The sequence below is a fragment of the Pantoea eucalypti genome (assembly GCF_009646115.1).
Taxonomy (GTDB): domain Bacteria; phylum Pseudomonadota; class Gammaproteobacteria; order Enterobacterales; family Enterobacteriaceae; genus Pantoea; species Pantoea eucalypti.
In genome coordinates, this window is record NZ_CP045720.1 from 1,355,261 (window position 1) to 1,375,669 (window position 20,409).

Below are 20,409 nucleotides of genomic sequence, written 5' to 3' on the forward strand. Positions count from 1 at the left end.
GTGCAACAAACGGCGTCACGCCGTGAATCATTATTCTGGCTCCCTTTGTCGCTTTATCAGCGTCCTCTTTCTCCATCCCTGTTACCTGCGGGTAACCAGTTCCGACCAGCGGAAACGGGCAGCATCAGCTGACCCACCACCTGTCGACAGCCTTAACGTCCGGTTTATCCGGGCGTTTTAGTCTGCGTTTCTGTTCTGAACTGAGGTTACCTATGTCAACACGTGATACGTTTCGTTCTGTCCGGCTTGAATCCATTTTCCAGACGGCAGTCAGCGACTTTGCCGTTACCGACAGCACGCTGCCAGCCATCGTGCCACTTCCCCTGCAAAGCCTGAGCCTTCCGGTGGCTGCGCAAAGCCTGAACCTGCCAATCAGCACTTTCTCCACGGAATCGCTGCATAGCAGCCCGGTTAATGACAACACGCTGTCCACGGTGAAGAGTTCATCTCCCCCGGCACTACGGCCTTACGAACCCATCGCCATGGACGGCGTTATCGCCAGCTGGGAAGCGCATAAGCCAGTACATCTGCGGGGGCGTGCTGAAGGTGAAGCGGGTTCAACAGTGACACTGACTTTTAACGACCAGAGCTGGCACAGTACGGTCAATAAGTGGGGCTACTGGAACGCCTCTATGCCCGCTGAGGCGCTAAAAGGGGTGCCGGATGGCAATCACAGCCTGCAATTGACCCTCACCAATAAAGCGGGCCACAGTACCACTACCGACGTCGATTTTGGTCTCTATGCTGATCGCACCATCAAACCGACACTGACCGTGGATACGGTCAGTGGTGACAACGCGGTGAGTATTGCCGAGAGCATTTATGGTGTTGAGATCAGCGGCAGCGCAACACACCTGCCGGTGGGGTCGGTGCTGAAACTAACGCTGGGCACGCAAACCACCACCGCGCACATGGAAAGTGACGGCAAATGGTACGGTTCTTTTGCTGAAAGTGATTTAACCGCGCTGCCGGATGGCGTTTACAGCCTCAACGTCACGGCGACCGATCCCAACGGAAAAACGGCAACTGACTCTCACGATTTGACGCTGATCACTCATCAGAGCAGCCTGCCACAGATAACCTTCGATAAGATTACTGCGGACGATGTGATTAACCTTGCGGAAAGCCAGCAGGATCTGCTGCTGAGCGGCATGCTGACCACCGTCATGCCGGGCCATCAGCTGGTTATCAGCGGCGCCAACGGAAAAGATTATAACGCCACCCTGGGCCAGGAAGGACACTGGCAGGTGATCATCCCGGCAGCGGAGGTGAACGCCTTTATCAGCGCCGGGGAAATCCGTGCCTGGTCCATTGATGGGGCAAAAAACTACACCGACGTCACCCATGAACTGAATATCCACACGGATTTACAGCAGGTCTACACCGAAATGGATATCGGTGGTGACATGATCCTCAACTATCAGGAAGCGCAGCACGATCTGAGCTTCTATATTGAGGGTTGCAGAACACTGGAAATCAATGGGATAACCTACCAGCCTGACGCAAAAGGCATGGTCACGATGACCTCCAGCGAGCTTATGGCGCTGCCGGATGGTCCGGTCACCGCCACTTTCCATCGCCAGGATGACTATGGCAACAGCGATACCCAAAGCTGGGACACGCTATTTACCGTTGCCGTACATCAGCGGCCAACCCTGACGCTGGACATCGCCTTTGGCGACAACAAAATCGATGCTGCCGATGTGAACAGCTGGCATCTGATTCAGGGCAGTTCCAGCAATCTGCAACCGGGGAGCCAGGTGGAATTAACGCTGGGCGATCAGCATTACAGCGCCAGTGTCAAAGCGGATGGTGGCTGGTCCCTGACCATTCTGGCCGGACAACTGGCTCCACTGGATGAGGGGGAATATCCGATGACGGTCAGCGCCAAAGACAGCGCCGGTAATATCGCGACGGCCAGCCAGACGGTGCAGGTGGCATCGCATACCGAAACGGCGAGCCTGATAGAGGGGCAGACGCTGGATCACCTGCTGGAAACCGTTAGTCAGACTCAGCAGGCAGAGACCGGGCATGTGGCACAGGCATCTGTTGCTGTCCTCCCTCAGGAGAGCCATCTCTTCTCAGATGTGCCTTATACGCTTGCCGATCACCTGTTGCAGCATCCGGCAGCACAGTCGATAGTGTGACGCTAAATCATTAGTAAAAGTACTGACTTCCGGGCAGGTCTGTTAAGCCTGTCTGGAGTGGTCAGGCGTGGCTGGGTGGTTAATTTTCATTCATTCAGGCGGAATATTAAAGATTTCATCACTATTTAACAGGAATAAGTACAGAATATGATCTAATAATGTTAATAGTTATTTAGTGTCTCTGATGTTAATCATAAATAAAATAATGCAATAACTCTGTCAGGATCTGATCGTCATCCCTTTTGCTCGCTTTGTTCACCAGGAAAAACATCATGATGATAAAACCCCCTGTTGGTATGGATAATGAACAAAGCGCAGTTAACTTTTTTATTGTGCGCCCTGAGCGGCGTGTCAGTGAATGCGGTCTTTTCCGCACCCTTACCCAAAGCAGAATTTAACTGGCGCGCAGCGCCGACCGAAGAACAGATTGCCAGCTTAACGCTGCGCGACGCCATTCTCCGGGCCTTCGCCCGTAATCCGAAAATCTCGGAAGCGGCGGCACAGATCCACGTTGGCGAGGGCGATCTTGATGCCGCCCGCAGCGCCTGGTATCCGCAAATCTCACTACAGGGTGCGGCGGGCCGCTCCCATCAGACTGACTCCGCCGGGAGCCTCAACAACAATGGCTCCGGCGGTATCACGCTTAGCCAGCTGCTCTACGACTTTGGGCGTACCGGCAGCGCCATCGATGAACAGCATGCACTGTCAGAGGCTTATCGCTTCGGCCTGTTCGACTCCATGACCACCGTGGCGGAAGATACGCTGCAGGCCTACCTCGAAGTCAAACGCTACCAGGCGCTGGCAGACATCGCGCACACTAATATCGCTTCACTGCAGCGGGTGCGGGATATCGCGAAACTGCGCGCCGATGCGGGGCTCAACTCACAGTCAGACGTGCTGCAGGCGGAAACCCGCATCGCCGCAATGCAGGCCACGCTTGAGCAGTATCGCGCCCAGCTGCGCTCCGCTACCGCCCAACTCACTGTACTGACCGGTGTGGTGCCCGCCACACTGCCAGAACTGCCCCAGGCACTCCTGAAACAGCAGATCACCCTCGACAAAATTGCCTATGAAAGCAGCGCGGCGGTGCGCAGCGCACAGTCTAAACAGGAGGCCGCCCGTGAACGGGTACGCCAGGCACAGTCCGGTCACTGGCCAACCATCAAAGTGCAGGCGGGCCGGACCCGCTATGAAAACGATCGCCAGTCTTACTGGGATGATGAAGTGCAGCTGCAGGTGGAAGCGCCGCTCTATCAGGGTGGCATGGTCAATGCCAAAACTGAATCAGCGGAGGGCGACCGTGAGGCAGCGCAGGCTGCAGTGCAGCAAGCCAAACTCGCCATTAATCAGAACGCCTCAACCGCCTATGCCGACATGATTGGCGCGCAGCAACGGCAGGCTGCCGGGGAAGTGCAGCTGGCCAGCGCCGACCATACCCGCAATGTTTATGCCGATGAATATCGTCTGAGCAAGCGCAGCCTGAACGATCTGCTGAGTGTAGAACAGGATGTGTTTCAGGCTGACAGCTCACGTATCACCGCGCTCTACGATGGCTGGGACGCCACCGTACGCTATGCCGCCGCAGTAGACAATCTGCTCGATATCATGGGTATCGATCGCCAGCAAAGCAGCGGCGATCTCCTTCCTTCGCTGCAATAGCGATAAGGCAAAAATCATGAGTACGTTAACCCTGAACACCGATAACTGGATTGCCGCCATGCTGCGCGTCGCCGCGCGATTCGGTAAGCCTGCCGATGGCAAAACCCTGCGTCAGCAGATGCGCTGGTTTGAACATCTGCCGGTGTCACAGCAGCTGGAGCGGCTCTCCGGCCTGCTGGGACTGCATCTGACCATGGTGCCGCAGAACAAACTGCGCTGGCGTCAGGAGATCACGCCGGTGGTGCTGGTGCTGGAAAATGCCAGCGTAGCGGTGCTGGAGAATATCGATGCGGACGGCAGCGCGCGTTACTGGCTCAGTGAAGGCGGCGATGTGGTGCGTGAAAGCGCCTTATCGGAGCTGCTGACACGTGCTCAGGGCGATGTTGGCGTGATTGGGGTGGCGGCGCGTGGCCGTGATGCGCGCATCGACGAATTCATTCAGCCTTATGAGCCACACTGGTTCTGGAAAAACTTTCGCGGCATGGGGCGTCGTATCACCGAGATCTCACTGGCGTCGGTGATCGGTAATGTGCTGGCACTGGCCGGAATTCTCTTTTCGATGCAGGTCTACGATCGGGTGATTCCGGCGCAGTCACAGTCCACGCTGTGGGTGCTGTTTGTCGGGGTACTGATTGCTGCGGCTATTGAATATCTTATCCGGCTGATGCGAACCCAGGTCTCAGATTTAATGGGTAAACGCATCGACCTGAAAGTTTCCGCCATGCTGTTTGCCCGGGCGATGAGCATCCGTAATGAGGCGCGGCCGAAATCGACCGGCTCATTTATCTCGCAACTGCGTGAGATCGACCAGGTGCGCGAGTTGCTGACCTCGACCACGGTTGGTGCCGCGGCCGATCTGCCGTTTGTTATCCTGTTCCTGTTCATCATGTCGTTTATAGGCGGCTGGCTGGTGCTGATTCCGCTGGCGGCGATCCCGCTGATCGTCATTCCGGGTCTGCTGGTTCAGATTCCCATGGCGCGGCTGGCTAAAGAGGGGCTGCGTGAGGGCGCGCTGCGTAATGCCGTGCTGGTGGAGACCATTGAAGGCATTGAGGATATCAAGGCGCTTCAGGCCGAACCCTATTTCCAGCGTCAGTGGGAGCAGACGCATGAAGTCAGCGCCGCGATCAGCAATCAGCAGCGATTGTGGGGCGCGCGCCTTACCGGCTGGGCATCGACGGTGCAGCAGCTCACCTATGCAGGGATGCTGGTGTTTGGGGTTTACCTGGTGCTCGATTCACACATCACCACCGGTACGCTGGTCGCCTGTAGCCTGCTCTCATCCCGCACTATCGCTCCACTGATGCAGCTGACCATGGTCTTCTCACGCTGGCAGCACGCCAAAATGGCGATGAAAGGGCTGGATGAGTTGCTGAAAAAGCCGCTCGATCAACCTGAAGCCGCCACGCTGGCGCACTGTCCGACGCTCACCGGCCAGTACGATCTGCGCAATGTGCATTACAGCTATGACGAAGAGAATGAAAAAAATGTGCTCAACGTGCAGCAGCTGCAGATCAAGCCCGGCGAGAAGATTGCCATTCTGGGTAAGGTCGGGGCAGGGAAGTCGACCTTGCTGAAGATTCTTGCCGGTCAGGCACAGGCCAGTCAGGGCAAGGTGATTGTTGATGGTGTCGATATTGAGCGTATCGATCCCACTGATTTACGCCGTCAGCTCGGGTGGCTGTCGCATGACTCCCGCCTCTTCTTTGGCACGCTGCGGCAGAACCTGATGCTGGGCAATCCCCATGCCAGCGAACAGGAGATGCTGCAGGCGCTGCGTATCAGCGGCGCACTGTCGCTGATCCAGCAGGACGCCGCCAGCCTGGATCGTATTATCAATGAAGGCGGTCGCGGGCTCTCTGGCGGGCAACGTCAGATGGTGATGCTGAGCCGATTGATCCTGCGTCAGCCGCAGGTGGTGCTGCTGGATGAACCCACTGCGGCAATGGATGAACAGCTGGAGGAGCATGTGATTCGTCAGCTGCAGGGCTGGATCAGCGGCCGGACGCTGGTGCTGGTGACGCACCGTCCGGCACTGCTGAAAATGGTCGATCGTATTGTGGTGATGGATAACGGGCGCATTGTCGCTGATGGTCCGCGCGACGAGATCCTGCGCCGCGCGACTGCACCTGCTACGGCAGGTAAAGGAGATGTGGCATGAGTCTGGTGATTGTTGATAAAGATCTTGCCCGTCATGAGCGCCGGACATCAGCGATTATCTGGCTCTGCACCGCCGCGCTGGCGATATTTCTGATCTGGGCGCACTTTGCCATTCTGGATGAGGTCACAGTGGGCACCGGTAAAGTGACGCCCTCCAGCCGCGCGCAGGTGATCGACAGCCTGGATGGCGGCATCGTCAAACAGCTTAATGTGCATGAAGGTGACATTGTTGAGAAAGGGCAGGTGCTGGCGACCCTCGATCCAACGCGCTTTCAGTCAAATTTCGGTGAAGCGCAGGCTAAAGTGCGCACGCTGCGTGCCTCGTCCGAGCGGCTGGAAGCGGAGCTGTCGGGCACGCCGCTGAAGTTCAGTGCCGAAACGCTGAAGGAGCCGAATCTGGTTACGCGCGAGCGGCAGCTCTATGAGTCGCGACGTCGTAATCTCACTGAAACCATCAGTAACCTGCAGCAGTCGCTGAAACTGGTGCAGGATGAGCTGCGGCTCACCGAACCGCTGGTGGCGAAAGGCGCGGCAGGGCAGGTTGAGGTGATCCGTCTGCGTCGTCAGGTCAGCGATCTACGTGGCAAAATCGACGAAGCGCGCAATGACTATCTGGTGCGCGCTCACGAAGAGCAGGTGAAAAACAATGCGGAACTGGATGCGCAGTTGCAGGTTGCCGCAGGCAAAGAGGATCAGCTGACGCGCGCGACGCTCTACTCGCCGGTGCGCGGCATCGTCAAAGATATTCAGGTCACCACGGTGGGTGGTGTACTGGAACCGGGCGGTAAACTGATGGAAATTGTGCCGCTGGAGGATCAACTGCTGATTGAGACGCGTATCAATCCACGCGATATCGCCTGGATTCGGCCCGGACTGGCCGCCACCGTGAAAGTCACCGCCTATGACTCCTCTATTTATGGCGATCTGCACGGCGAAGTGGAAACGGTGTCGCCAGACACGCTGCAGGATGAGGTGAAACGTGATCAATATTATTATCGTGTCTACGTTCGTACCCAGAAAGCCGAGCTGACCAACCGCGCTGGCCGAAAATTCCCGATTGTGCCCGGAATGGTGGCCAATGTGGAGATTAAAACCGGTCAGAAATCCGTCATGGATTACCTGATTAAACCACTGAATAAAGTCAAAGAATCGCTGCGCGAGCGCTGAAAATGCGGTCCAGCTGAGAGGCTTATTTGCTTAATTACGGTGATAAATTAACATGGCGGATATTCAGACTATCCGGGCACAAAGTGTGCGCAATTTAACAAACTGTGCGGAAGCAGAGTGAAGTTAATTTAACCACGTTAAAAATGTTTACGAAGATATAGTGCGACGGCGAATGACAGGCAAAAAAATGCCGGACAGATTGTCCGGCGGGAAATAATAAGTTGTACATCTCATTCGGGGAGAATGAAGGTAATAATGGAATAAATGATGATAGCGGGGTCTATTCTATTATCAGATGTCGTATAAGTTTTATCATTCAGTGCTTCAGAATGCTCTGATGTAAACTGTTGATAACAAAGATATCGGAAGGGGTGTATCAATTTGTGCGGTTTTTTTTACCGATCTGTGCTGGTTATTAGTTCCCCGCTATTTACATTATGAAATAACTGTTTCGATGGATGAAACAGTTTTGGAAATTTAGTAGCATTTTCCTGGTGGATTATTACCCGCTATAAAACAACAATGACCTGCCGGCTGAATTTTTAATCATTCAGTTAGCAGTGGCAAATTATAAAGGCATATAACAGAGGGTAATAAAATGAAACGTCGCGTTCTCTCCCTGATGATTCCTGCACTGCTGGTTGCAGCAGGATCAGCAAACGCAGCTGAAATCTATAATAAAGACGGCAACAAATTAGATCTCTTCGGTAAAGTTGACGGCCTGCACTACTTCTCTGACAACAGCAGTTCCGACGGCGACCAGTCATACGTTCGCTTCGGCTTCAAAGGCGAAACAGAAATCAGCAATCAGCTGACCGGTTACGGCCAGTGGGAATACCAGGCAGCACTAAACAACTCTGAAGACCAGGGGACAGCAGACAGCTTTACCCGTGTTGGGTTCGCCGGTGTGAAATTTGGTGATGCGGGATCCTTCGACTATGGTCGTAACTACGGCGTAGCCTATGACATCGGCGCATGGACTGACGTGCTGCCTGAGTTCGGCGGCGATACCTATGGCGCGGATAACTTCATGTATCAGCGCGGTAACGGCATGGCGACCTACCGTAACAACAATTTCTTCGGTCTGGTGGATGGCTGGAACTTCGCAGTCCAGTATCAGGGTAAGAATGGCAACAGCAGCGAGTCACCGAATGGTCGTGACGTGCTGGGCCAGAACGGCGACGGCTGGGGTCTGAGCACGACCTATGATCTGGGTTCAGGCTTCGGCATTGGTGCGGCAACCTTCCAGTCTGACCGTACCAACGACCAGAACAGCGAAACATCAGGTATCCTCGGCCATGGCGATAAAGCGTCAGTGTATACTGGCGGTCTGAAATATGACGCGAACAACGTCTATCTGGCAGCGATGTACTCACGCTCCTTCAACGCAACCCGCTTCGGCAGCACCGACTCTTCAGCGTTTGGTTATGCGGATAAAGCGGATAACTGGGAACTGGTTGCGCAGTATCAATTCGACTTTGGTCTGCGCCCATCTCTGGCCTACGTGACCTCACGTGGCACCGATGTTCAGAACTGGGGCACACAGAATCTGAAAAAATATATCGATGTTGGCGCGACGTATTACTTCAACAAAAACATGTCTACCTATGTTGATTACCAGATCAACCTGCTGGACGACAACGCCTTCACCGACGCGGCCGGTATCAATACCGACGACGTGGTGGGTGTAGGCCTGGTTTACCAGTTCTAAGTGATAAGGGAGCGCAGTTACGGCTGCGCTCCTGCGTTATCTTCCGGGCTAAACGCATCAGCCTTTGGCCACTTCGTTGCTTCCGGCGCCGTTGTTTCTGATGACATAACGCTGCCAAACCGCGCGCCTTCAAATGCCACGCCTGCCAGAGTAAAAGCAGAAAAGCTCAACCAGTGATGCCATGCTGACTGCCACTTCTGTGAATTTTTCATTCTGCACCTCTCAGAGATAAACACTGTTTCAACAGTGCAGAATTCATGCCAGCTTTACCGCTCTCACAGCCACAGGCGTTACGCCCGTTTTGATACACTTGCCGCGCACGTCAGGGAGCGATTGCCCCAATCAGGTGCAGTTAAGCCCGTTACTGGCGCGGCCGGGAAGGGGTCATGTGACGATGACGACGCTGTTCGACAACTTTATAACTGCCGTAAACAAACAGACCCAGGGCAACGACCAGAATCGCATAGATCATCTGTAGCTCCTTACTTTGATTAATGTTAATCCCCTGTCGCGAGGCGGGATCAGGATAGATGACCGGGGAATGCTCTCGTGATTCAGTGAAATATTCAACTCTATTTAAGCGAATTTACCCAAACTTTATGCTTTGTAGTGGCTATTCATAAAGTGTTACAGGCGAGGAATGATGAGTTATAAGATTAATCTGCTGTTTATGTCGATTTTAATTCTGACGGCGGCGGGCTGTGATCAATCAGCACCGACAACAGCGATGGTGCTGGAAGGAAAAACCATGGGCACCGTCTGGCGGGTGAGCCTGGCGGGTGTTGAGAGTAAGCGTAAAGCGGCCTTACAGCAGCGGATTCAGCAGCAGCTGGACGCGGATGATGCTGAGCTCTCCACCTGGAAGCCGGACTCTGCGTTATCGCGCTTTAACCAGAGCCGTGACCTGTCACCGCAGCCGGTGAGTGAAAACATGGCGGACATTGTCACGACCTCGCTGCGGATTGGCCGTAAAACCGGCGGGGCGATGGACATTACCGTCGGTCCACTGGTTAATTTATGGGGCTTTGGCCCGACGAAACAGCCCATCCATACACCGGATGTAGCCCAAATTGCCGCCGCCCGTGCGCAGACCGGATTGCAGCATCTGAGAGTGCTGCAGGGTGCGGATGGACAATGGTTGCAGAAAGATTTGCCAGAGCTCTATGTCGATCTCTCGACGGTGGGTGAGGGCTTTGCCACCGATCATCTGGCACGGCTGATGGAGCAGCTCGGTATCAACAACTATCTGGTGTCAGTCGGCGGTGCCGTGCTGAGCCGGGGTCTTAATGCGCAACAGCAGCCGTGGCGGGTGGCGATCCAGAAACCCACCGATCAGGAGAATGCGGTTCAGGCACGCGTGAGTCTGCAGGGACACGGTATCAGTACATCCGGCAGCTATCGCAACTATTATGAACTGGACGGCAAGCGCATTTCTCATGTGATCGATCCCGTTACCGGACGACCCATTGAGCATAAACTGGTTTCTGCCACGGTGATTGCCACCACGGCGCTGGAAGCCGATGGCTGGGACACCGGACTGATGGTGCTCGGCACCGAGAAAGCCAAAGCGCTGGCAATTGAACAGCATCTGGCGGTCTATCTGATCAGCAAGCAGGGCGATAAATTTGTCAGCTGGATGTCGCCGCAGTTTGCTGCTTTTCTGATTCCCGCTGAATCCGGAGAACCCTGATGTTAGATCTTTTTAGTGAAGAGCAACCCTGGCAGGAGCCGCTGGCGGAGGGGGCCGTGATCCTGCGGCGCCGCGCACGTGATGACGCAGAGGCGCTGTATCAGCAGATACTGGCGATTGCGGATCAGAACCCCTTTGCCCATCGCATTACGCCGGGTGGCCATCGCATGTCGGTGGCGATGACCAACTGCGGCGATTTTGGCTGGTCGGTGGATTCACGCGGCTACAATTATCAGCAGCAGGATAACCTCAATGGCCGCAAATGGCCGCCCATGCCACCGCTGTTTCGCGAGCTGGCGCAGCAGGCCGCGGCGGAGGCGGGCTTTCCTGGCTTTAATCCGGATGCCTGTCTGCTTAATCGCTATGAACCGGGTGCGAAGCTGACGCTGCATCAGGATAAAGATGAGAAAGACCTGCACCAGCCCATCGTTTCGGTGTCGCTGGGTCTGCCGGCCGTGTTTCAGTTCGGTGGCTTCGAACGGGGCGACAGCACCCAGCGTGTGCTGCTTGAGCATGGTGATATTGTGGTGTGGGGCGGGCCGTCGCGCCTGCGTTACCACGGCATTTTGCCGCTTAAGCCAGGCGTGCATCCGCTGGCCGGCGCCTGGCGTTATAACCTGACATTTCGTCGCGCCTTTTAACCCACTACGGCAGTCACGGCGTGGTGAGAATAACTATTGCTATCATTTGGCATCCCATTAAACTGCAGGCTGTTTTTTAGCTGATGGATTGCCTGCATGACGTTGTTAAGCGTTGTTTTTCGCCAGTTTCGCTGGCCTTTTATCGGGGTCATTGCCCTGACGTTGTTAAGCGCCGTGCTGGGTATCGGCATGATCGCCTTTATCAACCGCGAAATGATTGTCGCCATCAACACCTCATTCGCGGTGCTGCCGCAGTTCCTGTTGCAGCTGGTGGTGCTGATGGCGGTGACGCTGGCTTCGCAGCTGGCACTGACGATGCTCGGGCATCAGTTTGTCTGGCGACTGCGTGGCGAGTTCATCAAGCGAATCCTTGATAGCCGGGTTGAACGCATCGAGCAACTCGGCAGTGCACAACTGCTGGCGGGACTGACCAGCGACGTGCGAGCAATTACGCTGGCTTTTGTGCGTCTGCCGGAGCTGTTTCAGGGCGTAATCATTACCCTCGGCTCAGCCATCTATCTCGCGTGGCTGTCACCAAAAATGCTGCTGGTGACCAGTCTCTGGCTGGGTGTGACGCTGGTGGGCGGCTGGATGCTGGTCTCGCGGGTTTACCAGCACATGGCAAAGTTGCGCGAAATCGAAGACAACCTCTATCGTGATTACCAGACGGTGATTGAGGGGCGTAAAGAGTTACAGCTTAACCGCTCACGTGCGCAACAGGTCTATGACACAGTTTATCAGGAAGATGCCCGCGCCTGGCGTCACCATATTGTGCGTGCCGATACTTATCATCTGAGTGCGGTCAACTGGTCAAATATCATGACCCTGGGCGCTATCGGCATGGTCTTTTTCATGGCTAACAGCCTGGGCTGGGCCAATACTGCTGTGGCCGCGACTTTCTCCCTGACGCTGCTGTTCTTACGCACGCCGCTGCTTTCTGCAGTGGGCGCGTTACCCACGTTGCTCAGCGCCCAGGTCGCATTCCGTAAGCTCAACGCCTTTGACCTCGCGCCTTATCAGGCAGGGTTTCACGCGCCATCGGCGTCGTCAGACTGGCAAACTCTGGAGCTGCGCGACGTCTCTTTTCACTATGGTGACAACGGCTTCCAGGTCGGGCCGATTAACCTGGCGCTGCGCCGGGGCGAACTGGTGTTTCTGATTGGTGGCAACGGCAGCGGAAAATCGACGCTGGCGATGCTGCTGACCGGGCTGTATCAACCGCAGTCCGGCACGCTGCTGCTGGATGGTAAAGCGATCACGGCAGACGAGCTGGATGTCTGGCGCAGTCAGTTCTCCGCGGTCTTTACCGACCTGCATCTGTTTGACCGGTTAATCGGGCGGGAAGGCGTTGCCGCCAATCCGGCGCTGGTGCAGCAGTGGCTGGAAAGGCTGAAGATGCAGGACAAGCTGAAGATTGAAGGCAATAAAGTGCTCAATCTGCGGCTCTCAAAAGGACAGAGTAAGCGACTGGCGTTGTTGCTGGCGGTGGCAGAAGAACGCGATGTGCTGCTACTGGATGAGTGGGCGGCAGATCAGGACCCACATTTCCGACGCATCTTCTATCGTGAGCTGCTGCCGTGGTTGCAGCAGGCGGGTAAAACGGTGTTTGCTATCAGCCATGACGATCACTACTTCATTCATGCCGACCGGCTGCTGGAGATGCGCGAAGGCCAGTTGACGGAGCTGACCGGTAATGAACGCGACCTCGCCACGCTCGACTCGGTTAAACGCACCGATACCGGGCTTTGACGGCAGATGGCACACTCAGCAGTTAGCGCGTTAAGTTCCGTGCAGGTCGCTGAACACGGTGTTAACACTTCTGTAAGCGTCAGCAGCAGGCAGCCGTGCTGACTGAACAATCCGTTGGCAGGTGTGCCTCATACGCAGTAAATCACAGATAACAGCCCTGTACGGCAGGTCATCTGCAGTGAAGTCGATCCGTTAAAGTTTGCCTCCTGCCAGCGCAGGAGGCCGCGGATTAGTGGGCGAAATGTTGATCAAGCGGTGCGCTGAACCAGCGATTGTTCAGCACGTTTTTGATAACACTATTTTTGTCTGCCGCTGACAGGGCGTTGTCCTGTTCAATGCGGGTGAGAATATCGTTATAGCTATACGTCTTATTGCTCATGTAGATAATGGCTTTCTGCTTGTTAGCATCCATCACCAGCAGCGATTCCCCCGCTGCGGCATTTTCCGGTGTCCATTTCTTCCATTCCGGAAGGGTCTGATCGTTGGGTGACCCTGTTGCCAGGAAGTTTTTAATGTAGGAATTAAAAGATTCACCTAATGCCTGAGAGCCTTTTAGCTTCAGCGCATCCTGCGTAAATTCAGCATACTTATTTTTATCCCAAAAAGGCATAAACACGCCGTGGAAAGAACCGATGGCCGATAGTTTATCACCTGTGACAAACGCATCCGTGCCATAACGGAACTCCATCCCATACAGCGGCGCGTTATAATTTTTATACATGCGCTCAGCAGACTGGTTAACATTAAACAGGCTATATAGCAGCCCGCCATAATAATTTGCAAAGGTGTATTTATTCAGCAGCGCGGTATCATTTTTAAGCGAACCGTCTTTCACCTGTGTTGCAAACAGTGGGTCGTTACGGGCGAAGAAAGAAAACTCCTGTTGTCCTGTGGCCATGATGGCGGGGACGGCATTATAATTTTTGGTCTCAAATCCATCCTTCGGGATCACCACACCATCGCGGTAGAGATGCGGGAATTGATTCATGCGAATTCCCGCATCGCCAAAAAGCATTGCCAGATCTGCTGCCGGAAGCTGATAGAGAAAATGACGAACCTCTGGTGAGCCCGACAGGAGCCAGCTTTTCGCTGCGCCGGCATCCGGTTTAATGCCCTGTTTAACGACCAGAGGCGCTATTCTTTGCGCGAAGATGCTTTCCGCTTCATGTTTGTCAGAGGTGGTCATGCCACCACTGAAAACAATGGCTTTGTTGAACGTATTTTTAAAAAGGGGCGATATAAGCATCGCCATCACGTCTCTGCCACCCGCTGAAAATCCGGAAACGGTAATATTATTTCTGTCACCACCAAAAGCCGAAATATTGTCTTTGATCCACGCCAGCGATTGTTTGATGTCGAGTAAGCTGTAATTCCCGGAGTCATCCAGCGGGTTGCCATCGTTCAGCGCTTTCAATGGATTAAAGCCGAGTGCGCCAAGACGGTAGTTTACGGTGACAATCACGGCATTGTATTTTTCAGCGATAAACGCCGGCGCGAACTCAGTGGAACTGCCCAGCTGATTATTGCCACCATGAATATAGACCAGCACCGGAAGCGGTGTGCTGCTCTCTGTCGGGCGATAGATATTGAGATTCAGGCAATCCTCATCACCTTTGGCTCCGTCCGGGGAAACCTGGATACAGTCTGTCGCGGGCCGGGTCGCATCGAAAACGGTTTGCCATGCGTCAGGGGAAATCGGTTTTTTCCAGCGCAGTTCCCCGACCGGTGCTTTTGCATAAGGAATACCGGTCCAGGACAGCGTGTTTTGATGCTCTGCGCCTTTGACTTTGCCTGACTGCGTCGTAATTTCAGGGGAGATCGTTTGTGCAGTGGCTGATGAGGCAAGCAAAAAGAGTAAAAAGGTCGGGGACAATCTGAACAGAGAATTTTTCATGCGTACCTTGTTCCAGGGAAATATTTCTTATACCTGAAGTTCCGTAATACCCACTCATGTCTGGTTCACAAAACAGCACAAATCCAGCCATTATCGCGTGTTACTCTTTTTTGGTGGTGAAATATGCCTGTGGCTGGCGGAACGCATCGCCCCTGTTGTGCCTCTGCTTATTGTGGATTCTGATTTAGTGGTTGTCGCAAATCACAAGGTGACAGGCCAGGAAAAAACATACTGGCGTTCTGTTTAGAACGCTTTTAAAGCCGATGCATAATCAGCGTGATCACCTGATTATCGCGCCACATAAACTCCGCCTCCAGTAACGTCCCCATCGCAAAACAGCCACCGAAGTCCTGAGCCAGTTGCAGCGTCGCGCGCTGCTGCGCGAAATCTACCGACACCAGTGCAGCATCCAGAAAATCCATCGGCTGATGCAGTTGTGGCCACAGCGCTTTATAAAGGCTCTCTTTGAGAGAGAAGAGCAGCGTCGCGGCAGTGCTGAAGGAGACGGGCAGCGTCTGCAACAGTTGCTGTTCCTGCGCATTCATCAACAACTCTGCCGTTTCCTGCGCCGTCGTCTCTGACATCAACTGCTCAACATCGACGCCAACCGCACAGCGTTGCCGGGTTGCCGCTACCACGACGACACCGGCACTGTGCGACAGCGACGCCTGAACGCCAGCGGGCCAGCAGGGGGAGCGATCGGATGCGTTGGTCAGGATGAAATCAGCAATGCCCAGCTCTGTCATTACCGACCGGACCAGTAAACGGCTGGCGAGGTATTCAGCACGCCGTTTAGTGACAGCCTGCTGCAGTCGGGCGGGTAAGGGAATACCCCATTCGACAGCCAGCACGTCATGATACTTTTGCGGGTCAAAGCGACTCACCGCCAGCAAATAATCGCTGTGGTTCAGGTGGCTGGAAAGAATAAAGCCGCCTGGAACAGGCGGCAGCGGCAGGTCGGGATAGCGCATGCGAAACCATTTAAGCCAAAAAGGCATTAAATCAGGCACGATGCATCAGGGCAAGCAGCCCGCCGTAATCAGTCGTTGGGAGGAATGGCAAAACTCTTCAGAGAAACAACAAAATGGTGGTGACCCCTGCTGATGCGTGCACCCCGGTCGCACCAGTGGCTCGCCAGACGAAAGAAGTCGTCGCTACCAATGTCATACGCCAGTTCCACTTTGCTAATGCCTGAATGCAGTAAAGCCTCCGCATCTTTCAGGCTTTTCGCTTTGATCGCCATAAAAATTATCCGTCAATTTCTGGGGAGTTTAGAGTAGGCAATTTCTGTGACATTTTTGTTTCAGTTTGATGAAAAGACGCGACTGATGGCCGATTTTGTGAGGCAGATCAGTTTCGGGCGCCCGCGTTAACCTGCTGATTGTAAGAGAAATGTTAACTGCTTCAGCGGACAATTCTGAATGTTAAGCCGGAGAGTGGGCAGAGATAACAGAAACAGAAAGGCCGCGTCATACGCGGCCCTGTGGGTTACTTCTGGTCTGGCGGGGAAGGTTGCTTATCGCCGGACTCGGGTGCTTCGGATGGATCATCTTTTTCGATTAATGTCATGAACTCTCCTCTTGTTACCCACACGCTATTAAGTATAGAACGCTTTGCAGGAGATGTGATGAAAGTTATGTTTTGATGACAGAAACGAAAAAAGCAGGCTTTTGGGCTGCTTTTCAGGGAATTTGGTCGGCACGAGAGGATTTGAACCTCCGACCCCGGACACCCCATGACCGTGCGCTACCAGGCTGCGCTACGTGCCGAACACTGGAGGATTAGTCTACTGGTTATCGTCATGAATGCAAGATACCTGCCGACTATTTGCCTGATAATTAATCAGTTAGCGATAAACCGCTTCTCCTCGGTCAGGACCTGCAACAGCAACGCCAGCTCTGGCTTGTGATCTTTCAGCGCGTTGCCCTGTGCATCATAAGCGCGATAGCTGCCGTTGTTGTTGAGCACCAGCGTCACCTGCGGCGTGGTAATCACCAGCTTATTCTCTTCACTGCTCGCCACCCAGTCATGACGGCGACGTGCAGCAAACAAATCTTCACCCTGTGAATAGTTCACCGGATTGGTCCGCACATGCAGCAGTCGCTGCATCAGCGTTGCCATTACATCCTGATGATCAGAGAGCCGATCAACAGTTTGCGCCGGTGTATCAGGCCAGTGAATCACCAGTGGCACCTGCAGCGTCTGACGGTTTCCGGCGCTGTCAGGATCGCCATCCAGTGCCAGACCACGCTGCGCCGTAATCACTACGACGGTGTTCTTCAGCAAATCACGCGCCTGCAGGCTGCTTAGCACGGCGCTAATCTGTTCATCAACAGCAGGTGCCTGACGGAGATAACTGCGCTGACGCGCTTTGCTGTTGTCGCCGGTGACATCAGGCCCGTTCAGAGCAATCCATGAGAACCACGGCGCCTGCGAAGCTTTCTGTTTCTCCAGCCAGTTCTGCCATTGCGCCACGGTGCTGGCGTTGGGCTGGCTGGTTGTCGCAGGCAGTGAATAGTCGGTCAGCAGCGCCTGACGGTAGAGCGGCGGATTAAAGCCTTCCGAGGAGAACAGGCCAAACTGATAACCCTGAGTACTCAGTGCCCCCAGCAGTGCCGACGGTGTTCGTGATGCCAGAATACCGTTCATGTAACTGGAGGAGATGCCATAGAACAGGCCAAACAACCCTTTCTCAGGTGTATCACCGGCGCTGTAGTGCTGGGTAAAACGCACGTTTTCGCTGGCGAACTGATTAAGCTGCGGCAGCGCTTTGGCAAGCGTAGCATTGTTCAGACCATCAACAGTCAGCACCAGCAGGTTGTTACGGGTGCCAGCATCGCGGAAGGTGATATCGCTCAGCGGATACTCTACCGCCACCGCTTCCGGATCGCCCTGCTGAATCAACCGGCGCTGATACTCCTGCGCATCCAGCAGACCGTGACGTTCAAGGAAGCGACGGGCCGTCATCGGATAGGAGAGCGGCAGATTGGCGCGCTGCATGGTAATCGGGCGATAGAAGTTGGCATCGGCCCAGATATACATCAGGTGGCTGGCAAAGAAGGCGCTGATAAACAGAGCGGCGACAGGTTTACCAAACGAGCGGCGATTCAGGCTACGCAGCTTCTGCCAGCTCCAGGTCGCAAACAGCATCTCGACCAGGAATATCAGCGGCACGCTGATAAACATCAGTTGCCAGTCGCGCGCCATCTCGCTCTGGTCGGGGTTAATGACCAGCTCCCACACCACAGGATTAAGGTGCAGGTGGAAACGGCTGAACACTGCACTGTCGACCATTATCAGCGTCAGTCCGGCAGTGGCGACCACCGCGGATAACACCCGCATCAGCCGTTGCGACATCACCACAAAGGTCAGCGGGAAGATAATCAGCAGATAGGCAGCGAAAACGACAAAACTAAAGTGGCCAACCCAGCTGGTATAGGCGTAGATGCGCCCCGCCAGCGAAGAAGGCCAGTCGGCGACCAACAGGTAGCGACTGCCTAAAATCAGCGCGAATAAGATGTTAAACAGAGCAAACCAGTGCCCCCAACTGATCATCTGGGAGACTTTTTCGCGGTAGCGCTGCTGGTTGGTTACCATATTATGAAATCAAATCAGCCAATTAATGGGCGTTATCGTCACGCACTGATGCCTGAAGGGCATCGGCGAAAGAACGTGCCAGTGAACGACGTTGCGCCGGAGCGACATCGCTGTTAATTAAGTTGGTCACCATATTTCCCAGAACCATCAGGGAGAGATCGGTGGGGGCCTTGTCCTTGTGCAGGATTTGGGCCATTTCCGCGAGGAGTTGTTCCACGCGTTCGTCACTGTAACGGGATGATTGTGCCATATCGTCGTCTAAGCTCATTTCAAAAGGCGATATATTACCGGAATAGCGCACTTTTTACCGCAATTTTATCGAAAGCAGTACGTTCGCTTCACGCATAGAGTTGAAAGCCGATGCTGGCGGTGTTTGAATACGCGCCTGTGCTAAAAGGAGAGTCTACCATGAGTCTGGATATCGACCAGATTGCCCTGCATCAGTTAATCAAACGCGATGAAAACCAGCTTGAACTGGCGCTGCGCGATTCACTGCTGCCTGCCACCAACACGGTTAACGCGATGGTGGAGGAGTTACACCGGGTTTACAGCGCAAAAAGCAAAGCCTATGGCCTGTTCAATGCAGAAAGTGAACTGGCAGAAGCGCTGCGTAATTGTCGTAAGGGCAACGATGATTTTCTCGCTTTTAGCCGCGCTGCAACAGGTCGTCTGCGCGACGAGCTGGCCAAATATCCGTTCGCTGAAGGCGGCGTGGTGCTGTTTATTCACTATCGCTATCTGGCGGTGGAATATCTGCTGATTGCGGTGCTGAACAGCCAGTCCAGTATGCGCGTCAATGAGCAGATGGATATCAGCAGCACCCACTATCTCGACATCAATCATGCGGATATCGTGGCGCGAATTGATTTAACCGAATGGGAAACCAACCCGGAATCGACCCGTTACCTGACCTTCCTGCGCGGCCGCGTCGGACGTAAAGTGGCTGACTTCTTTATGGACTTCCTGGGTGCCGAAGTGGGATTAGACACGAAGGCGCAGAACCGCGGTCTGTTGCAGGCCGTTGATGATTACTGCAACGAATCCGAACTGGATAAGCAGGAACGGCAGAACTATCGCCAGCAGGTTTACAGCTACTGCAACGAACAGTTGCAGGCGGGCGAGGAAATTGCACTGGAAGATCTGTCGAGCGAGCTGCCACCACTGGGCGAGAAAACCTTCCAGGCCTTTACCCAGGAGCAGGGCTACGAGCTGGAAGAGAGCTTCCCGGCGGATCGCAGTACGCTGCGTCAGCTGACGAAGTTTGCCGGCAGCGGCGGGGGACTGACCCTGAATTTTGATGCGATGTTACTGGGCGAGCGCATTTTCTGGGATCCGGCCACGGATACCCTGACGATTAAGGGCACACCACCCAATCTGCGCGACCAGCTTCAGCGCCGTACCAGCAGCAAATAAAAAAAGCCGGGCTTAGCCCGGCTTCTGTTCTCTGACACGTCGATTATCTCTGTGTATCAGGGACAAAATAAAAGGGCCGGTTTCTCAACCGGCCCTTTTACATTTCAACGTAATTCGCGATTAAGCGCGAACGAAGTCGATGTGGAACAGTTTTGGCTTGAACGGGTGACGCTGAACAGCCTGAACTTTCACTTTAGTTTCTTTGCCGTCAACTGACAGGGTCAGAACTTCGTCGTAGAAACCTGGCTTAGATTGCAGGTTCATTACTGAGTCGTGATCCAGATCGATGGCAACAGCCGCTTCAGAACCACCGTAGATGATGGCCGGGAAACGGTTTGCTGTACGCAGGCGGCGGCTCGCACCCTTACCCTGCTCTTTACGTTCTACTGCATTGATAGTGAGCATTAATATATCTCTTTATTTAAATCCTGCTACAGGCGACCCAGTAACAGGCAGGTTATTCAATACCGCTGATGCACATGCAAAAGCGGGCGGCAGTATAGCCGTTATGCCGGGTGGTAGCAAACGATATACCCGCTCGCCGGGTTCAGCATCCGGTCAGCCCTCGCTGGCATCACCTG

16 protein-coding genes and 1 tRNA gene are annotated in these 20,409 nt (G+C 54.3%); 9 read left to right on the forward strand and 8 right to left on the reverse strand.

Annotation, left to right across the window (positions count from 1 at the left end):
- Positions 1-212: 212 nt before the first annotated feature.
- From EE896_RS06310 to ompC, 5 genes are all read left to right on the forward strand, one after another.
- Complete coding sequence (locus EE896_RS06310; RefSeq protein ID WP_078804607.1) at positions 213-2,147, forward strand: Ig-like domain-containing protein; 1,935 nt, start codon at positions 213-215, stop codon at positions 2,145-2,147.
- Between the two features lie 303 nt (positions 2,148-2,450).
- Positions 2,451-3,806 carry a TolC family outer membrane protein gene (locus tag EE896_RS06315; protein ID WP_003854194.1) on the forward strand — a complete coding sequence of 452 codons (1,356 nt, stop codon included), beginning with the start codon at positions 2,451-2,453 and terminating at the stop codon, positions 3,804-3,806.
- A gap of 16 nt (positions 3,807-3,822) precedes the next feature.
- Positions 3,823-5,967, forward strand: coding sequence for a type I secretion system permease/ATPase (locus tag EE896_RS06320; protein ID WP_140033193.1), 2,145 nt, complete (start codon positions 3,823-3,825; stop codon positions 5,965-5,967).
- Positions 5,964-7,133, forward strand: a complete 1,170-nt coding sequence (locus tag EE896_RS06325) for a beta-barrel domain-containing protein (protein ID WP_008926127.1) — start codon at positions 5,964-5,966, stop codon at positions 7,131-7,133. Before EE896_RS06320 ends, EE896_RS06325 begins: the two co-directional genes overlap by 4 nt.
- A gap of 598 nt (positions 7,134-7,731) precedes the next feature.
- Complete coding sequence (gene ompC / locus EE896_RS06330) at positions 7,732-8,844, forward strand: porin OmpC (protein WP_039659746.1); 1,113 nt, start codon at positions 7,732-7,734, stop codon at positions 8,842-8,844.
- 361 nt (positions 8,845-9,205) lie between these two features.
- Here the strand turns inward: ompC and EE896_RS22495 are convergent, their stop codons facing one another.
- Entirely contained in the window at positions 9,206-9,316 is a 111-nt protein-coding gene (locus tag EE896_RS22495; protein ID WP_008926126.1) for a hypothetical protein, read from the reverse strand.
- A gap of 168 nt (positions 9,317-9,484) precedes the next feature.
- On the opposite strand from EE896_RS22495, the gene apbE reads away from it, so the two are divergent.
- The 3 genes from apbE to EE896_RS06350 all read left to right on the forward strand — a co-directional run bounded on the left by apbE (position 9,485) and on the right by EE896_RS06350 (position 12,924).
- The gene (apbE, locus tag EE896_RS06340) at positions 9,485-10,534 is read left to right on the forward strand and encodes an FAD:protein FMN transferase ApbE (protein WP_003854184.1); all 1,050 of its coding nucleotides are present in this window, start codon (positions 9,485-9,487) and stop codon (positions 10,532-10,534) included.
- Positions 10,534-11,175: a DNA oxidative demethylase AlkB gene (gene alkB / locus EE896_RS06345; protein ID WP_003854182.1), complete on the forward strand. Its 642-nt coding sequence runs from the start codon at positions 10,534-10,536 to the stop codon at positions 11,173-11,175. Before apbE ends, alkB begins: the two co-directional genes overlap by 1 nt.
- Positions 11,176-11,271: 96 nt before the next feature.
- Positions 11,272-12,924, forward strand: a complete 1,653-nt coding sequence (locus EE896_RS06350; RefSeq protein ID WP_039659748.1) for a multidrug ABC transporter permease/ATP-binding protein — start codon at positions 11,272-11,274, stop codon at positions 12,922-12,924.
- 229 nt (positions 12,925-13,153) lie between these two features.
- On the opposite strand, the gene EE896_RS06355 is transcribed toward EE896_RS06350, so the two are convergent.
- The 6 genes from EE896_RS06355 to EE896_RS06380 all read right to left on the reverse strand — a co-directional run bounded on the left by EE896_RS06355 (position 13,154) and on the right by EE896_RS06380 (position 18,665).
- A complete protein-coding gene (locus EE896_RS06355) occupies positions 13,154-14,818 on the reverse strand; it encodes a carboxylesterase family protein (protein WP_003854178.1) in 1,665 nt (554 codons plus the stop codon).
- 254 nt (positions 14,819-15,072) lie between these two features.
- Positions 15,073-15,789, reverse strand: a complete 717-nt coding sequence (locus tag EE896_RS06360) for a 4'-phosphopantetheinyl transferase family protein (RefSeq protein ID WP_003854175.1) — start codon at positions 15,787-15,789, stop codon at positions 15,073-15,075.
- Positions 15,790-15,857: 68 nt separating this feature from the next.
- Complete coding sequence (locus EE896_RS06365) at positions 15,858-16,061, reverse strand: hypothetical protein (protein WP_003854174.1); 204 nt, start codon at positions 16,059-16,061, stop codon at positions 15,858-15,860.
- Positions 16,062-16,510: 449 nt separating this feature from the next.
- Positions 16,511-16,587 (reverse strand) — tRNA-Pro (locus EE896_RS06370).
- 73 nt (positions 16,588-16,660) lie between these two features.
- On the reverse strand, positions 16,661-18,415 hold the full coding sequence (gene yejM, locus EE896_RS06375; protein ID WP_140916270.1) for an LPS biosynthesis-modulating metalloenzyme YejM: 1,755 nt from the start codon (positions 18,413-18,415) through the stop codon (positions 16,661-16,663).
- 22 nt (positions 18,416-18,437) lie between these two features.
- Positions 18,438-18,665 carry a YejL family protein gene (locus EE896_RS06380; protein ID WP_010248348.1) on the reverse strand — a complete coding sequence of 76 codons (228 nt, stop codon included), beginning with the start codon at positions 18,663-18,665 and terminating at the stop codon, positions 18,438-18,440.
- A 158-nt stretch (positions 18,666-18,823) separates the two neighbouring features.
- On the opposite strand from EE896_RS06380, the gene yejK reads away from it, so the two are divergent.
- Positions 18,824-19,828, forward strand: coding sequence for a nucleoid-associated protein YejK (yejK, locus tag EE896_RS06385; protein ID WP_033743236.1), 1,005 nt, complete (start codon positions 18,824-18,826; stop codon positions 19,826-19,828).
- Between the two features lie 120 nt (positions 19,829-19,948).
- Here yejK and rplY read toward each other — a convergent pair whose 3' ends face one another.
- Positions 19,949-20,233 (reverse strand): 50S ribosomal protein L25, encoded by a 285-nt coding sequence (gene rplY / locus EE896_RS06390; RefSeq protein ID WP_003854168.1) that lies wholly within the window; start codon positions 20,231-20,233, stop codon positions 19,949-19,951.
- Positions 20,234-20,409 lie beyond the last annotated feature (176 nt).

Bases quoted from the DNA above. Each gene is read 5' to 3' on its own strand.
- ompC (WP_039659746.1), top strand. From the start codon at position 7,732: ATGAAACGTCGCGTTCTCTCCCTGATGATTCCTGCACTGCTGGTTGCA.
- alkB (WP_003854182.1), top strand. From the start codon at position 10,534: ATGTTAGATCTTTTTAGTGAAGAGCAACCCTGGCAGGAGCCGCTGGCG.
- EE896_RS06365 (WP_003854174.1), bottom strand. From the start codon at position 16,061: ATGGCGATCAAAGCGAAAAGCCTGAAAGATGCGGAGGCTTTACTGCAT.
- EE896_RS06380 (WP_010248348.1), bottom strand. From the start codon at position 18,665: ATGGCACAATCATCCCGTTACAGTGACGAACGCGTGGAACAACTCCTC.
- yejM (WP_140916270.1), bottom strand. From the start codon at position 18,415: ATGGTAACCAACCAGCAGCGCTACCGCGAAAAAGTCTCCCAGATGATC.
- EE896_RS22495 (WP_008926126.1), bottom strand. From the start codon at position 9,316: ATGATCTATGCGATTCTGGTCGTTGCCCTGGGTCTGTTTGTTTACGGC.
- apbE (WP_003854184.1), top strand. From the start codon at position 9,485: ATGATGAGTTATAAGATTAATCTGCTGTTTATGTCGATTTTAATTCTG.
- EE896_RS06320 (WP_140033193.1), top strand. From the start codon at position 3,823: ATGAGTACGTTAACCCTGAACACCGATAACTGGATTGCCGCCATGCTG.
- EE896_RS06310 (WP_078804607.1), top strand. From the start codon at position 213: ATGTCAACACGTGATACGTTTCGTTCTGTCCGGCTTGAATCCATTTTC.
- EE896_RS06350 (WP_039659748.1), top strand. From the start codon at position 11,272: ATGACGTTGTTAAGCGTTGTTTTTCGCCAGTTTCGCTGGCCTTTTATC.
- EE896_RS06355 (WP_003854178.1), bottom strand. From the start codon at position 14,818: ATGAAAAATTCTCTGTTCAGATTGTCCCCGACCTTTTTACTCTTTTTG.
- EE896_RS06325 (WP_008926127.1), top strand. From the start codon at position 5,964: ATGAGTCTGGTGATTGTTGATAAAGATCTTGCCCGTCATGAGCGCCGG.
- EE896_RS06315 (WP_003854194.1), top strand. From the start codon at position 2,451: ATGAACAAAGCGCAGTTAACTTTTTTATTGTGCGCCCTGAGCGGCGTG.
- yejK (WP_033743236.1), top strand. From the start codon at position 18,824: ATGAGTCTGGATATCGACCAGATTGCCCTGCATCAGTTAATCAAACGC.
- EE896_RS06360 (WP_003854175.1), bottom strand. From the start codon at position 15,789: ATGCGCTATCCCGACCTGCCGCTGCCGCCTGTTCCAGGCGGCTTTATT.
- rplY (WP_003854168.1), bottom strand. From the start codon at position 20,233: ATGCTCACTATCAATGCAGTAGAACGTAAAGAGCAGGGTAAGGGTGCG.